Annotated in this window: 11 protein-coding genes and 2 pseudogenes; 6 read left to right on the forward strand and 7 right to left on the reverse strand. The window is 73.3% G+C overall.

All coding sequences use genetic code 11. From position 1 onward, the window contains the following. Positions 1-39: 39 nt before the first annotated feature. Together ACFU74_RS30225 and ACFU74_RS30230 are read right to left on the reverse strand one after the other, a co-directional pair. The gene (locus tag ACFU74_RS30225) at positions 40-2,103 is read right to left on the reverse strand and encodes an NPCBM/NEW2 domain-containing protein (RefSeq protein ID WP_380762431.1); all 2,064 of its coding nucleotides are present in this window, start codon (positions 2,101-2,103) and stop codon (positions 40-42) included. A 190-nt stretch (positions 2,104-2,293) separates the two neighbouring features. Continuing rightward, positions 2,294-4,450, reverse strand: coding sequence for a hypothetical protein (locus ACFU74_RS30230; protein ID WP_380762414.1), 2,157 nt, complete (start codon positions 4,448-4,450; stop codon positions 2,294-2,296). A 237-nt stretch (positions 4,451-4,687) separates the two neighbouring features. Here ACFU74_RS30230 and ACFU74_RS30235 point away from each other — a divergent pair, with 237 nt between their 5' ends. Genes ACFU74_RS30235 through ACFU74_RS30245 form a run of 3 tightly spaced genes read left to right on the forward strand, consistent with a single transcriptional unit; the run spans position 4,688 to position 8,371 of the window. Then, a complete protein-coding gene (locus tag ACFU74_RS30235; protein WP_380762416.1) occupies positions 4,688-5,731 on the forward strand; it encodes a substrate-binding domain-containing protein in 1,044 nt (347 codons plus the stop codon). Then, positions 5,724-7,316, forward strand: a complete 1,593-nt coding sequence (locus tag ACFU74_RS30240) for a sugar ABC transporter ATP-binding protein (protein ID WP_380762418.1) — start codon at positions 5,724-5,726, stop codon at positions 7,314-7,316. Before ACFU74_RS30235 ends, ACFU74_RS30240 begins: the two co-directional genes overlap by 8 nt. Continuing rightward, positions 7,313-8,371 carry an ABC transporter permease gene (locus tag ACFU74_RS30245; RefSeq protein WP_380762420.1) on the forward strand — a complete coding sequence of 353 codons (1,059 nt, stop codon included), beginning with the start codon at positions 7,313-7,315 and terminating at the stop codon, positions 8,369-8,371. The genes ACFU74_RS30240 and ACFU74_RS30245 overlap by 4 nt, the downstream gene beginning before the upstream one ends. 15 nt (positions 8,372-8,386) lie before the next feature. Here the strand turns inward: ACFU74_RS30245 and ACFU74_RS30250 are convergent. Next, positions 8,387-9,183: pseudogene (locus ACFU74_RS30250) on the reverse strand (IS5 family transposase). A 14-nt stretch (positions 9,184-9,197) separates the two neighbouring features. Between ACFU74_RS30250 and ACFU74_RS30255 the strand changes: the two are divergent. After that, positions 9,198-9,627, forward strand: a pseudogene (locus tag ACFU74_RS30255) (IS5/IS1182 family transposase); the annotation flags it as partial. Positions 9,628-9,749: 122 nt separating this feature from the next. Here ACFU74_RS30255 and ACFU74_RS30260 read toward each other — a convergent pair. The 3 genes from ACFU74_RS30260 to ACFU74_RS30270 all read right to left on the reverse strand — a co-directional run bounded on the left by ACFU74_RS30260 (position 9,750) and on the right by ACFU74_RS30270 (position 12,643). Next, positions 9,750-11,327: a caspase domain-containing protein gene (locus ACFU74_RS30260; RefSeq protein WP_380762422.1), complete on the reverse strand. Its 1,578-nt coding sequence runs from the start codon at positions 11,325-11,327 to the stop codon at positions 9,750-9,752. Then, complete coding sequence (locus tag ACFU74_RS30265; protein ID WP_380762424.1) at positions 11,320-11,703, reverse strand: hypothetical protein; 384 nt, start codon at positions 11,701-11,703, stop codon at positions 11,320-11,322. Before ACFU74_RS30265 ends, ACFU74_RS30260 begins: the two co-directional genes overlap by 8 nt. A gap of 130 nt (positions 11,704-11,833) precedes the next feature. After that, entirely contained in the window at positions 11,834-12,643 is an 810-nt protein-coding gene (locus tag ACFU74_RS30270) for a DeoR/GlpR family DNA-binding transcription regulator (RefSeq protein WP_380762425.1), read from the reverse strand. Positions 12,644-12,800: 157 nt separating this feature from the next. Between ACFU74_RS30270 and ACFU74_RS30275 the strand changes: the two genes are divergently transcribed. Next, complete coding sequence (locus tag ACFU74_RS30275; RefSeq protein WP_380762427.1) at positions 12,801-13,394, forward strand: pyridoxamine 5'-phosphate oxidase family protein; 594 nt, start codon at positions 12,801-12,803, stop codon at positions 13,392-13,394. 127 nt (positions 13,395-13,521) lie between these two features. On the opposite strand, the gene ACFU74_RS30280 is transcribed toward ACFU74_RS30275, so the two are convergent. Next, positions 13,522-13,917 carry a transglycosylase family protein gene (locus ACFU74_RS30280; RefSeq protein WP_380762429.1) on the reverse strand — a complete coding sequence of 132 codons (396 nt, stop codon included), beginning with the start codon at positions 13,915-13,917 and terminating at the stop codon, positions 13,522-13,524. Between the two features lie 589 nt (positions 13,918-14,506). Between ACFU74_RS30280 and ACFU74_RS30285 the strand changes: the two genes are divergently transcribed. Next, the gene (locus ACFU74_RS30285; protein WP_380762433.1) at positions 14,507-14,920 is read left to right on the forward strand and encodes a universal stress protein; all 414 of its coding nucleotides are present in this window, start codon (positions 14,507-14,509) and stop codon (positions 14,918-14,920) included. Positions 14,921-14,973 lie beyond the last annotated feature (53 nt).

The raw sequence follows: 14,973 nt of genomic DNA on the forward strand, positions 1-14,973 counted from the left end.
GCTGATCACTTCGAGGTTGAGCGCTCAGCAGGAGAGCACTCAGCAGGTGAGCACCGGCGCGGCCCAGTCGGCGTGGTCGCTGTTGGTGCCGTCGCCGCCGTCCGTCACCACGAGCCGCAGTTCATTGGCCCCGGCCAGCGCCGCGGTGAGGTGCGCGACCCCGGAGGCGGCGGTCATCCGACCGCTGTCGGCGACCTTGGTGTCGTCGGCGTAGATCTGGAAGGAGACCGAGCCCCGGCCCTGCGCCTCGGCGTCCACGCCCACGTCGGTGCTCAGCGCGGAGCAGGAGCCGCCGAGGTAGTAGACGATCTCGCTGAACGCGTTGACGCCCAGCCCCTTCTGGTACCTGGCGCCCCCGATGTTGATCGTGGAGCCGTCCCGGGCCTGGTTGTCGCCGTTGCTCATGTCCCGTTCGACCGGGCCCCAACTGTTGCCCGCGGCCGACCAGGCGAGGTCGGAGAGCTGGTACGTCCCGGTGGCCGGGCCGTCGCCGCAGGCGACACGGACGTTCGCCCAGTCGGCGTGGTCCCAACTGGTGCCGTCGCCGCCGTCGGTGACCACCAGTCGCAACTCCTGCGCCCCGGTGAGGTCGGCGGTGAGCCGCTTGGCCGTGTCCTGGCCGGTGACCGGACCGCTGTCGGCGGCCTTCACACCGTCCCGGTAGACCTGGAACACCACCGAGCCGTTGCCGTACGCGTCGTCGTCGATCCCCACGTCGGCGACCAGGTTGCGGCAGGCGCCGCCCAGGTGGAAACCGATCTCACTGGGGGCGTGCACCCCCAGGCCGTAGGCGTACGGGACGCCGCGCACGGTGATGGTCCGCCCGTCGCCGGCCGCGTGGTCGCCGTTGCTGCGGTCGCGTTCCACCGGGCCCCAGTGGTTGGCGGCGGAGGTGAACGGCAGGTCGCTCAGCCTGGTCACCCCGGTGGGCGGGGCGACCGGCGAGCCGGGGGTGACCCGGAACATCGCCGTGCCGTGCCCGGGAACGACCGCGCCGATCGCCCCGGTGCTGGTCGAACTCTGCTTGGACCACAGGTCCTTGACCGTGTAGGAGGCGGCCCCGCCGATGCCCACGGCCTGCGCGGTGGTGCTGATGGCCGCGTCGTAGGAGCCCTCGTTGGTGAGGGTCACCGAGCGGCTGCCGTCCGCCAGCGGCTTGCTCATCACCACGAGCCCGTTCTCCCGGGAGACCACCGAGCCCTGCCGGCCGAGCGGGTCCTGGTCCACCGCGATGACGTCCTCGTTGGTGAGGATCTCCAGGGTCTCCGGCTCGGCGGTGCGCAGGTCGGTGCCGATCATCAGTGGGGCGGCCATCTGCGCCCAGAGGCTGAAGTGGGTCCGGTACTCGGTACCGGTCATGCCGCCGTTGCCGACCTCCAGCATGTCCGGGTCGTTGAAGGCGCCGGGCTTGGCGTAGTTGGCCAGGCCCTGGTTGGCCTGCGCGATGGAGATCATGCTCTGCCAGTTGTCGCTGATGTCACCGGTGGTGCGCCAGGAGTTGCCCACCGGCTGCGCCCAGTTCCACGGCCCGGTGCTGCCCCACTCGCAGATGCTGTAGAGGATCGGCCGGCCGGTGCGCTTCAGCGCCTCGCCCATGGTCCGGTAGCGGGTCTGCGCATCGAGGCCCTTGTTGTGGCAGTTGTCGTACTTGAGGTAGTCGACGCCCCAGGAGGCCCACAGGTCCGCGTCCTGCTGCTCGTGGCCGAGCCCGCCGGGGAAGCCCCTGACGTCGCAGGTGTGGTCGCCGGCGCTGGAGTAGATGCCGAACTTCAGCCCCTTCCCGTGCACGTAGTCGGCGAGCGCCTTGATACCGTGCGGGAAGCGGACCGGGTCGGGCACCAGGTTGCCGGCCGCGTCGCGTTCGGGCAGCGCCCAGCAGTCGTCGAGGTTGACGTACTGGTAGCCGGCGGCCTTGAGGCCCTTGTCGACGAAGATGTCGGCGATGCCCTTGATCATCGCCTCGTTGAACTGGTCCCCGCAGTAGGTGGAGTTCCAGTTGTTGAACCCCATCTGCGGGGTCAGGTTGAGCCCGTTGTCGAGAGCCGCGGCCGGCGGTGCGGCGGCGAGCTGGAGCCCGACGGTGAGGGCGCCGCCGCCGGCCATCAGGGTGAGCGCGGTCAGCGCGGCGGCGAAGCGGCGGCGCGGCGGGGCGCCGCCGACGCGGCTGGGTAGGTGGCCGGGTTGGTGGTCGGGTCGGTGGTCGGGGATGCGCAAGAGTCCTCCAGGTGAGGGAACCGAAAGGGTGGGTGCGCCAGGGGAGTTGGCTCCGGGAAGGAAGGCGGGGCCGGGCCGGTCAGTCGAGCAGCGTCCAGGCCTGGCCGGGGGCGGCCGGGTTCGGCGGGCTGAGCACCACCGCGGAGGTCGGCGCGGCCTGCGGGGCGTCCAGGGCCAGCCCGGTGGCGACGTTGGTGATGCTGAGCGCCCCGGTGGCGGTGTTCTGCAGGACCCGCCACTTCTGGTGCGGGCTGTCGGGGTCCCAGCGGTTGAGCACCCAGGCCGCCGAGCCGGTCCCGTTGCCGCCGGTCAGCGTGCCGTGCACCTGGGTGGGCGTGTCGCAGTTGTCGGTGATGCGCACGGTGCCGTCGGGGTTCGGCGTGAACTTCCACTGCTCCGAGGTGTGCCAGTCCCACCAGGTGTTGACGCCGGTGGTCGAGCCGTCCGGTGCGGCGCACATGCCCCGCACCTCCAGCGCCTGGCCACCGGTGCCGCCCGCGCTGATGCCGTGGTAGCGGCCGTCGCCGACGACCGCGGCCGGGACGGTGGTGGGCAGCGGCTTGAGGCGGTAGAAGGCGACACCGTGCGCCGGCACCCAGGAGCCGACGGCGTCGGTGAAGGTGCCGGTGGCGCCGCTCCAGAGGTCCTTGACCGTGTATCCGGGCCCGGTCAGCCCGAGTTCGGCGAGCGTGCGGGTGATGTACTGCCAGCCGGACGGGTCCTGGTTGACCAGCAGTACGGCGGTGTCGCCGTCGGCGAGCCGGCGCTTGAGCACGAGCGGTGCGGTGGCGCCGGCGGGCGGGGCCCCGACCAGGGTGGCCGGCTTGCCGAGAGGGTCCTGGTTCACGGCGATGACGTCGGCGTTCTTGTACATCGCCAGCGCGGTGTCGCTCACGCCGGTGCTCCAGGTGACGCCCCGGTCGGTGTGCCGGGAATCGGCGGCGGTACGCAGGTCGGCGCCGAGGATGAAGGGGGAGGCCATCATCGCGACGATCGACAACTCGCTGCGCGCCTCGTCGTCGGTCATCGGCTTGTGGCACAGGCAGTTGTCGGTGGTGCCGTAGACGCCGTAGGGGGAGAGCCAGCCCGCGAACAGCATGTCCATGTCGTTCCAGCTGCCCGGCCGGACGTTGCCCGGGTACTCCAGTGCGGTCCGCAGTTGACCGTTGTAGAGCACGCCGTCCAGGTCGGGGCCGCGGTCGCCGCCGATCCGGCACAGGTTGGCGACCTGGCCGCACCACTTCCCGGTCGGCGCGTAACCGGGTGCCTCGAACGCGGGCGTGCCGGCCGCGACGACGACCGGATCGGTGCGGGCCGGGTCGTCGGCCGCCAGCAGGTACGGGATGCCGGTGTGCACGGGCTGGGCCGAGACGCTCAGCGTGACCCGGGGCCGGTTGCGCGCGGCGGAGGCGGCGTCCAACTCCCGGCGGAAGTCCTGGACCCGGGCGTAGAGGGAGCGGGTGAGCTCCCGGCCGATGCCCTGGGTGTAGTAGTTGTGGCCGTCCGGCCCGGTGATCTGCGGCCCGTAGGGGCAGTCGTCGTACTTGACGAAGTCGACGCCCCAGGCCACGAAGTCGGCGGCGTCGGCGCCCTCGTGGCCCAGGCTGCCGGGGCGGCCCTGGCAGGTGGTGTAGGTGGCGGTGGCGTAGAGGCCGAACCTCATGCCCTTGCTGTGCGCGTACCAGGAGAGGTACTCGATGCCGTTGAGCGTGCGGCCGCCGACGCTGCGGGAGGGGAAGCGCGCCGGGTCGGGGACCAGGTGGCCGCTGGTGACGTCGAAGCCGGTGCCGTCGGTGCCGCTGACCGGGTTGCGGTCGGCGTCGTAGAGCTGCATCGCGCCTTCGGCGGTCTTGGCGAAGTCCGCGCTCTGGCCGTCGCGGTGGCCCAGCGACCAGCCGTCGTCGACGGTGACGGTGTCGTAGCCGGCCGCGACCAGGCCGCGGGAGACCATGAAGTCGATGGTCTGGACGACCTGTTCCTGGGTGACGGCGGTGCCGAGGGTGTTCCAGGAGTTCCAGCCCATGGGCGGGGTGAGGGCCTGTCCGTTCTCGACGGTCACGGCCGTGGGCGGGGCCGCGGCGGCCGTGGCCGGGGTGGCGGTGGCCGCCGCGGAGCCGAGGGCGAGCGTGCCGAGCCCGGAGGCGGCGAGGGCGAGCGCCAGCAGGCTGCGGGAGACGGAGCGGCGTGCGGTACCAGGTGCGGGACGAGGTGCGGAACGTGCTGCGGTTCTGCGCATGGGCGCTCCAGGGGGCGCGGGGTGGGGGCGCATGAGGTTCGCTGCTGAAGGGGAGCCGCAGTGATGCTTTCTGTCTCTTTTTCAAACAGAAAGCAACGCAGCATAGCCATGGCTCGACCCGACACTCAAGGGTGCCTGTCCACTGCACGGGGCTTGACGAGCCATCAGGGAACGGTGTGATATTTCACATCGCGTTGAAATCTGTTTGGTTCTGCTTGATGAGGAGCGGCCCCCTCCATGACCAGAAGCACCAGCCGCCGCGCCGCGGCAGGCTCCCTCGTGCTCGCCCTCGGCCTGACTGCCGCCGCCTGCTCCGACGGGCAGGGGACGACCACCGGCAAGGCCTCGGCGGCACCCCTTGGCGGGAAGATCTCGATCACCTATCTGCAGAAGCAGGGGGACCAGGAGTACTTCATCGGTGAGGCCGCCGGGGCCAGGGCCAAGGCCGCCGAGCTCGGCGTCGACCTCAAGGTGGTCAACCTCGGCAGCGACGCCAACAGGACGGTCAGCGAGGTCCAGGCGGCCGTCGCCCGGAAGACCGACGGCGTGATCATCGTCGTCCCCGACCCGGCCGTCGGACCGCAGGTCGTACGGACCGTCCGGGACGCCGGGATCACCCTGCTCACCTCCGACGACCAGGTCTGCGCCACCGGCCCCGACCCGGCCGCCTGCGCCAAGGCCGACCTGGTGCCGCGGATCGGCTTCAGCGGCGCCCAGATGGGCGCCGAGGTCGGCCGGCGCGCCGCCGAGGAGTACACCAGGGCCGGCTGGTCGGCGGCCGACACCCGGGTCCTCTCGGCCTGGAAGCAGGACGTCACCGTCTGCGGCGACCGGGTCAAGGCGGCCAGGGAGGCCTTCGACGCGGCCGCTCCCGGCGTCCGGACCATCGACGTTGCCACCGACAACACCCCCACCGGCGCGCAGGACAAGGTCGCCGCGACCGTCACCGCCAACGCGGGCGTCAAGCACTGGGTGGTGTGGGGCTGCAACGACGAGAACGTGCACGGCGGCGTCACCGCCCTGCGGAACGCCGGGATCGGCGCGGACGACGTGATCGGCATCGGCCTCGGTGCCTACCTCGCCTGCAAGGACTGGGGCTCGGGCAAGCCGACCGGGATGAAGGCCGCGCTGTTCATCAACGGCAAGGAGGTCGGCGCGCTCGCCGTGCAGACCCTGTACGACAAGCTCAGGAACGGAAAGGACCTCCCGGCCGAGCTGTTCGCACGCGCCACCATGGTCGACGCCGCCACCTGGCAGGGCGCGGGAGTCACCTGTGGCTGACCGGGCGACCCCGGAGCACGCCGCCCCGGCACCACCGGTCGGCGGCACCGGCGGCACCGGCGTCCTGGCCGTCACCAAGACCTTCGGCGCCGTCCGGGCCCTGAGCGACGTCACCCTCGACTTCCCCCGGGGCGCGGTCACCGCCCTGATGGGCGAGAACGGCGCCGGCAAGTCCACCCTGCTCAAGATCCTCACCGGCGACCACCGGCCCACCGGGGGCCGCGTCCTGCTCGACGGCCGCCCCGTCGACCTGCGCTCCCCGGCCCAGGCCCGCGCCCTCGGCATCCGGATCGTCCCGCAGGAACCCGAGATCGTCCCGCACGTCTCGGTCGCCGAGAACGTCTACGCCGGAGCCCTGCCCACCGGCCGCGGCCGCCGGCTGGACCGCACCGAACTGCGCCGCCGGGTCACCGCCGACCTGGAACGGCTCGGCTTCACCGGCGTCCTCGACCCCGACCTCCCCGGCTCCCGGCTCACCGCCGCCCAGCGCCAACTCGTCGAGATCATGCGCGCGCTGACCGGCGAGGCCAAGCTGATCGCCTTCGACGAGCCCACCTCCTCGCTCTCCGAGCACGAGGCCGACACCCTCTTCGCGCTCATCGGCCGGCTGCGCGCCCGGGGTGTCGCGGTCGTCTACGTCTCGCACCGAATGCGGGAGATCCTCCGGCTCGCCGACCGGATCGCCGTCCTGCGCGACGGCGCGCTGGCCGGCGTCCAGGACGCGCGCGACACCACCGAGGAGGACCTCGTGCGGCAGATGGTGGGCCGCGACCTATCCGCCCTGGTCGTCCGCGGCAACGTCGCCACCGACCGCGTCGTGCTGCGGGCCCGCGGCCTCACCACCGACCACGTGCGCGGCGTCGACCTGACGGTCCGGGCCGGCGAGGTCGTCGGCCTGGCCGGACTGATCGGCGCCGGCCGCTCCGAACTCGCCCTCGCGCTCGCCGGGGACCTGCCGGTGCGCTCCGGCACCGTCACCCTGGACGGACGGCCACTGCCCGTCGGCAGCCCCGGCCGGGTGATCCGCGCGGGCGTCGGCCTCGCCCCCGAGGAGCGCAAGGCCCAGGCCCTCTTCCTGCACCGGTCGATCCGCGACAACACCTCCATCGCCGTCCTGGACCGGCTGCGCCGCGGACGCTTCGTCAGGCGCGCCGCAGAACGCGAACTGGCCCGTGCGCACACGGACCGGCTTCGGGTGCGCGCCCCGTCGATCGAGCACGAGGTCCGCAAGCTCTCCGGCGGCAACCAGCAGAAGGTCGTGCTCGCCCGCTGGCTGGCCCGCCGGCCCAAGCTGCTGATCCTCGACGAGCCGACCCGCGGCATCGACGTCGGCGCCAAGGCCGAGATCCACCGGATCATCGCCGACCTGGCCGAGGAGGGCGTCGCCCTGCTGGTGGTCTCCTCCGAACTGCCCGAACTCCTGGGCCTGGCCGACCGGATCGTGGTCCTGCAGGACGGGCGGGTCACCGGCGAACTCGACCGCGCGGACGCCACCGAGGAGGCCGTCCTCCAACTCGCCATGGCCGACGACATCACCGCGGCCGGTGCCACCGCCCGCCCGACCTCCCCGGGAGCACCCTCATGACCGGCGCCACCACCCCGCCCGCCACCACCCCGCCCGCCGTCGGCCGGAGCGGCCGGGGCAGCCCACCGCGGAAGGGCGGCCGTCCGCTCACCCTGCTCGCCGGCATCGGCGGCCAGAACCTCAGTCTGCTCGGCGCCCTCGCCCTGGTCCTCACCGTCTTCGGCCTGCTCGACGACAACTACCTCGGCTGGACCAACCTCCAGGTGATCGCCGAGGCCGCGACCATCACCGGTCTGCTCGCCGTCGTCCAGACCGTGGTGATCATCTGCGGCGGCCTGGACATCTCGGTCGGCTCACAGGCCGGCCTGGCCTCGGTGGTCAGCGCCATGGCCTTCACCTCGGCCGGGTCGAACGCCCTCGCCGGAACGGCCGCCGCGGTGGCGGTCGGCGTCCTGGTCGGCATGGTCAACGGCGTCGTCATCGTCCACGGCCGGGTCAACGCGACCATCGCCACCCTGGCCGGCCTCGCCGCCTACAAGGGCGTCGCCCAACTCCTCTCCGACGGGCGGGCGCAGGGCTACGTCCTCGGCGACCCGGTGTTCGTCTTCCTCGGCCGTGGCCGGATCGCCGGACTGCCCGTCATGGTCTGGATCCTGATCCTGGTCGCGCTCGCCGTGCACGTGCTGCTCACCTGCACCGACCTCGGCCGCAACCTCTACGCGATCGGCGGCAACGACACCGCCGCCCGGCTGGCCGGCATCGCGATCAACAAGTACCTGGTCGCCGTCTACGCCCTGGTCGGCGCGGTCGCCGCGCTCGCCGGCATCCTGCTCACCGCCCGCACCGGCTCCGGCCAGCCGGTCTCCGGCAGCGAGGGCCTGGAACTCAAGGCGATCACCGCCGCGGCCCTCGGCGGCTGCGCCCTCAAGGGCGGCCGGGGCGGCGTGGTCGGAACCCTGCTGGCCGTCGCCCTGCTCGGCGCGCTGGAGAACGGCCTCACCGTCCAAGGCGTCAACGCCTTCTGGCAGAACGTCGCCCAGGGCTCGCTGCTGGTGGCGGCGGTGGTCGTCCAGCAGTCCCGCTCCGGCGACCGCGCGGTCGGCCTGCCGGGCTGAGGCCTGTCTCTTCGGTCATCTGCGTACCCGGATGAGGACGGCCGCGAGGTGGAGTGCGGCTCGGTGGGCGATTGCGGGTCTGTCGGTGCGCCTGGCCAGGCCGAGCCACTGTTCCAGGCGGCTGATGCACCGCTCGACCGTGTTCTCCTTGCAGGCCTCGGGGGCGAAGCCGGGTGGGCGTCCGCTGCGTGAGCCGCGCCGCAGCCGGTCGCGGACCTGGTCCGCCGACTGCGGGGTGACCGCGTGAATGTGCCGGTCGCGCAGGTGGGAGCGGATCGCGTGTGCCTAGTACGCGCGATCCGCGATCACCGTGTCCGGCCGGGTCTGCGGCCGCCCGGAACCGGTGCGGGGAACGCGGATGGCGGCCATGACGGTCGTGAACGCGGGCGCGTCGCCGACTTGCCCGGCCGTCACGGTGATGGCAAGCGGGCGGGCCCGGGACTCACGGGCCAGGTGGACCTTGGTGCTCAGGCCCCCTCGTGAGCGCCCGGCGGCGTGCCGGTGGGCCCGGCACACGGTGGAGTCCACCGAGGCGGTCCAGCCGATGTCGTCCTCGGCGGCCAGTACGGCCGCGAAGATCCGCTGCCACGTGCCGTCGACCGCCCCCCCCGCAACAGCCGCTTGTGCGCGGTCCGGAACGGCCCTAGCTCCTCCGGCAGGTCCCGCCAGGGCGAGCAGGTGCGGTACTTCCACGCGATCGCCTCCAGCGTGCGGCTGTGGTCCGCCCACCGCCGCCCACGGACCGGACCGGTCGGCATCAACGGCTCGATCCGGTCCCACATCGCATCACTGGTCACCAGCCGGACGGGCACATCGGATGAACTCCTGGGCCGACGCTGCCGGGTCGACGGTCGTGCGGGCCCGCCGGCACGCGGCCGGGGCCCGTCGGGAGGGGCCCCGGCCAGATGCTCGACCGTGCCCTCGGACGCTCCCGCGGCGGGCCGACCACGAAGGTCCGCCTTGCCGCGGACGGCCGCTGTCCGCCGTCCGCGTCCCACGCCCGGTCGGCCCCCGCGCACGCGCCCGGACTCCGAGCTCGCGGACCGGGCGTACTCCTCGCGCGCGATCCGCGGGCACCTGCGGGAGCGGAGGATCCGCACGGTGATCCCGCAGCCCGCCGACCGGATCGCCGAGCGCCGGAGCAAGGCGTGCGCGGCGGGCGGCTGCCCGGCTTCCACCGTGAGGCCTGCAAGCAGCGCAGCACCGTCGAGCGCCGCATCAACGAGTTCAAGCAGCGGCGCGGCCCCGCCACCCGCTACGGCGGGACGGACCGGCCACCACCGACCGAGCCGCCCTCCGCATCGCGGGCATCCCCGTCCGGGCCGCCCGATGACCCGCAGGAAACGGCCAAGGTACCTCGACCATGGGCGTCTCCCCGTCAGGAGAGGGTCGCGGCCAGGAGGGCGACGTTGCCGCCGCCGTACTCGCGGGTCATGGTGAGCCGGACCTCCAGCGGCCGGGACGGGTCGGCGGGGCGGAAGGTGATGGTGTGGACGAGGAAGTAGTTCGCGTTGAGCCGGTTCGGCAGGATGTCGGCGTCGTCGGTGTAGACGGGGCCGCCGCCGTCGCGGAACGAGGCGGTGCAGTGCACGGCGGCCTGGTGGTGGCCGACGTAGAGGCGCAGGGTCCGGGCGGACGTGCCGCCGGGTACCAGGATCAGGAAGCCCGCGCCCGGCCCGCCCTGGTAGACGACGGACCGGGCGTCGCGGGCGGAGGCGTACGGGGTTCCGCCGTGCCAGGAGAAGGAGACGGGCTGCTCGCCGTCGTGGATCCGGACGGCCGGGTCGGTGCCGAGCGTGGCGAAGTTCCCGATGAGGAAGGCGTCGGCGCGGCGGACGACGCAGTACGGGTTGTCGGGGCACCGTGCCGCGGGGTTCTGCGGGAAGCGTTCGGGGGCGGTCGCGTCGGAGGGCTGGTAGCCCCACTGCACCCAGTCCAGGGTGCCCTCGGCGGAGAGGTCCACCTCGGCGGAGCTCAGCGTGGCGCGCGAGCCGGTCAGGGTGCCGGCGACCGCCGTGCCGCCACCGCCCAGGACCTCAGGGGCGAGCAGGTAGCCGGTGAGGGCGGCGGCGAGGGTCAGCGCCGCGGCGGGCGCGAACCGCCGCGGGCGCTTCCGCACGGGTGCGGCGACAGGCACGATCGGCGCGGCCTGCTCAACCGCAGCGACCGGCGTGACCGGCGTGAGCGGCACGACCGGCGCGGCGGCGTTGCGGGCGAAGACGAACTCCCCGGCGGCTCCGCTCAGGACGGCGGTCGGCACCGGCTTGCCCTCGCCCTCCAACCGGTCCCGCAGCAGCCGGAAGAGCAGACCGACCGTCAGCACCTCCGGCCCGCCGGGGACCCCGCCCTCGACGATCTCGGCCAGGCAGCGGGTGAACACGGTGTGCGGCCGCCCGTCCGCGGAGCGCTCCTCGAACCGCGCGCTCCGGTACGGCCCGGCGGCGCCGATCAGGGCGCCGCCGGGGGTGCGGGCGAGCCCGATGAGGTCGCCGCCGGCCGCCAGCCGCCCGTCGGGGGAGACGGCGAGCCCGGCGTGGCAGCAGTCGAGCAGGACGATCGTGGTGGTGGCGCGGCTGGCCCGGAGGGCGTGCCGCACCGCCTTGAACGGCAGGCTGGTGGTGGCGCGCCGGTCCGCGTCCTCCCGCGTGCCGGGCAGTGCCAGGCAGAGTTCGTCCGCCTCGTCGGCCTGGCCGTGGCCGACGAAGTAGAACAGTGCCGTGTCGTCGGCCCCGCTGAACAACTCGACCAGCAGATCAGGCAGGTTGACCTCGCCGGGGACGTCCGCCAGCACGGTGACCCGGTCCTCCGGCCAGCCGCACAGCTCGCCGGTGAGCAGCCGGCGCATCCGGTCGAGGCTGTGCCCGGCGGCCTCGACCGGTCTCAGGTACCGGTACCGCGCGGTGCCGATGAGGACGGCGGTCGAGCGCGAGAAGTCGCGGACCGGGCGGTCATTCACCGAGCAGGCGCTCCAGGACGGGCAGCACCTCGTCGACGTTCTCCGCGTCCAGGACGATCGTGCGCCCCTCGTGGACGATCTCGATGTGGAAGTGCTTGCGGCGCGAGCGGATGAAGTCGGGCAGGATCCGCAGCGCCGCCACGATCCCCGAGGTGCCGCCGAGGACGGCCAGCACGTCCAGTGCGCCCTGCTCGCCCGGACCGGCGGTGCCGGTCAGCCGCGCCACCTCGAATCCGGCCGGCCCGTCGTTCAGCCACCGCTCCAGCGAGGTGAGCTGGGACGGGTCCGAGGCCGAGAGCTCGATGCGCCCCGGCCCGGCCTCGCTCCGTTCGGTCGCCCCGGACCCGCCGGGTGTCCCGGATCGCTCGGATGTCATGGCACCCCCACGCCAACGCCCCACCGGCCGCCACCCGGCCGGACCGCCGCCAGTGTGGCAGAACGCCGGGCGGCCGGCAGCGGTATTCGCCGCGAATCCCGTCCCGGGAAAGGGTCGTGCCCGTCCGGGGTCAGTCCGACGGGACCGGTGCCACGACCAGTTCGCCGACGGTCTCCGCCAGGACGGCGCGGGCCTCGGCGTGCAGGCCCGAGTCGGTGACGAACACGTCGACCTCGTCGAGCGCGGCGAAGCCGCTGAGCGCGACCACGCCCCACTTGGTGTGGTCGGCCACCACGGCGACCCGGCGCGCGGAGGCGATCAGCGCCCGGTTGGTCTGCGCCTCGGCGAGGTTGGGCGTGGTCAGACCGGACCTCTCGCAGACCCCGTGGGCTCCGAGGATCAGCAGGTCGACGTGGAGCGAGCGGACCGCCTGGTCGGCCAGCGGGCCGACCAGCGCCGCCGAGGGGGTGGGCGAGCCGCCGGTCAGCAGCAGCGAGGGGGTGCCCGCCGCGGGCTCGTCGCCGGCCGAGCGGATCAGCTCGGCGACCGGCAGCGAGTTGGTGACCACGGTGAGGCGCGGTACGTGCAGCAGTCGGGCGGCGACCGCGTACGCCGTGGTGCCCGCGGCGACGGCGACCACGCTGCCCGGCTCCACCAGGGTGGCCGCGGCCTCCGCCACGGCGGCCTTCGCGGCCGACTCCAGCGCCGACTTCGCCTCGAACCCGGGCTCGTCGATGGCCGTACCCGAGGCCGCGACGGCTCCGCCGTGCACCTTCTTCACCACGCCCGAGCGGTCCAGGGCGTCGAGGTCGCGGCGCACGGTCATGTCCGAGACGCCCAGCTGCTCGACCAGCTCGGCGACGCGCACGGCCCCGCTGCGGCGCACCATCTCGGCGATCATCGCCTGGCGCTGATGGGCCAGCAGCCCGTTGTCGGCCAAGGCCCCACTCCCTCACACACCGTTGCGCCCCCAGGACCGGACGGTCCGCGAGTCCGTCAAGGATACTGGCCGCCCGCGCACGGCCGACCGCCGAGGCGGCGTCCCGAATGCTGGAAACCGATCTTCGCCCGGCTCGTCCGGAGGCAGAATCCCGCTCATGGGAAAGACCTACGAGAAGATCGACGACCGCCTGCGCGCGTTCATCGAGGCACAGCCCGTCTTCTTCGTGGCGACCGCGCCGCTCGCCGCCGACGGGCACGTCAACCTGTCGCCCAAGGGCCGTTCCGGGACGCTCGCCGTACTCGACGAACTCACCCTCGCCTACCTGGACTTCGGCGGCTCGGGGGCGGAGACCGTGGCGCATGTGCGGGAGAACGGGCGGATCACCCTGATGTGGTGCGCCTTCGACGGCCCGCCGAAGATCCTCCGGGTGCACGGCCGGGGCGAGGCGGTGTTCCGCGACGACCCGCGCTTCGCCGAACTGCTCGCGCGCTTCGACCCGGCGGCGGACGGGCCCTCGCTGCGCGCGATCGTACTGGTGCGGGCCGAGCGGGTCGGCGACTCCTGCGGCTACGCCGTCCCGCTGATGGACTACCGCGAGGACCGGGACCTGCACGCGCAGTACTTCGGCCGGCAGACGGAGGAGGAGTTCGGCGCCTACTGCGAGCGCAAGCCGCACGTGGCCACCAGCCTCGACGGCCTGCCGGCCGTTCCGCTGCCGCTGCCGGCCCGCCCAGGACCCGTCGGCTGACCGGCACGCCTTCGCGGGCACCCGCGCACCGAACGCACGACGCCGCTGGACTCCGGCCGGCCCTTCGCGGGCCCGGCCGAGTACAGCGGCGTTGTCGTGGCGCCCCCCCCGGGGGGGGCGGCGGGTCCTACTTGGTCAGACCGGCCTTGACGGAGCACACCGGCCAGGCGCCGGGGCCCTGCGCGGCGAGGACCTTCTCGCCGACGGCGATCTGCTGCGCCTTGGTGGCCTGGTGGGCCTGCGGGGCGTAGGCGGTGCCACCGAAGGCGGCCCAGGTGCTGGAGGTGAACTGCAGGCCGCCGTAGAAGCCGTTGCCGGTGTTGATGGCCCAGTTGCCGGTGGCCTCGCACGCGGCGACCTTGTCCCACACGGAGACCGGGGCGGCGGAGGCGCTGTTGGCCGCGACGAGGCCGGCCACCGGCAGGGCGGTGAGCGCCCCGGCCATCAGAGCCATCCGGACGCGGTTGCGACGCTTGGTGGCGGTGGTGGTGGTGGCAGCGGTGGTCTCGTTACGGAAGGTCATGGGTTTCCTTTCGGAGAGGGTTTGCGAGCGCGCGGAACCAGGCCCTCGGAAGGCCGTCGGTTTCGGGGACACGCACTCGCGTGGTTCGGCACCGTGCTGCTCGGGGGCGGTGAGGCCCTAGTGAGCGGCTTGCTCGGTGCAACGCATTCGAAGTTACGGGGGCTGCGGGGCCGTTTCAAGGAATCGCAGGTTTAGCCACGTCAGAGCGGGGTTACCGCCAGTATGGATCAAGAAAATGGGTGGATTTGAAGGTAAATGTCCCGATTTTCAAGATCAAACCTTTGTGGAAAGTGGCCTGGGCCACGTTCGGGGCGCTGTGAGGCCGCGCACACGGTCGACGGCGAGTGACGGCCCCTCGTCGCGCCGTGCAGGAACCGGGCCCTCCGGCAGTCCCGCGCCGGGCGTCCTGGTGGCCCGCACCACAGCACTCACCCGCCGTGCCCGCCGTCGTCACCCACCGTGTCCGCAATAGCCTCGGGCCATGAGCAACGAGAGCGATGCGGAGCGGGAAGAGCCGGCCTTCGACGCGGGGGAGACGGACGCGGCCGTCGCCCCGGCCGGGTTCGAGCTGGGCACCGACGGCCCCAGGATGATCCTGGCGGGCCTGGACGGATCGGACTCCTCCTGGCGGGCCACCGCCTACGCGGCCGGCCTGGCCAGGAGGCAGAACGCCACCCTGGCGATCGCCTACATCCAGCCCGTCCTGGGCGCGGCCACCGCGCTGGCCGGCGCGGCCGTCGAGGAGACCACCCGGGAGATCGCCGAGGAACTGCTCACCGCGATCCGGGAGGCCGAACACCGGCTGCGGGACGTCTGGCGGGTGGACTGGCGCTTCCTGACCGTGCGCGGCGACCCGTACTCGGGGCTGGCGCGGCTGGCGGACGAGCTGCGGGCCGACGGCGTGGTGGTCGGCGCCTCCGAGCAGGCCGGGCACCGGGTGATCGGCTCGGTCGCGGTGCGGCTGGTCAAGGCGGGCCGCTGGCCGGTCACCGTGGTGCCGTAGCGGCTCCGGCGGACGGAGCAGGAGAGAGGGCTGCGCCCCCGGGTGTTCCGGGG

The sequence above is a fragment of the Kitasatospora sp. NPDC057500 genome (assembly GCF_042802195.1).
Lineage (GTDB): Bacteria > Actinomycetota > Actinomycetes > Streptomycetales > Streptomycetaceae > Kitasatospora.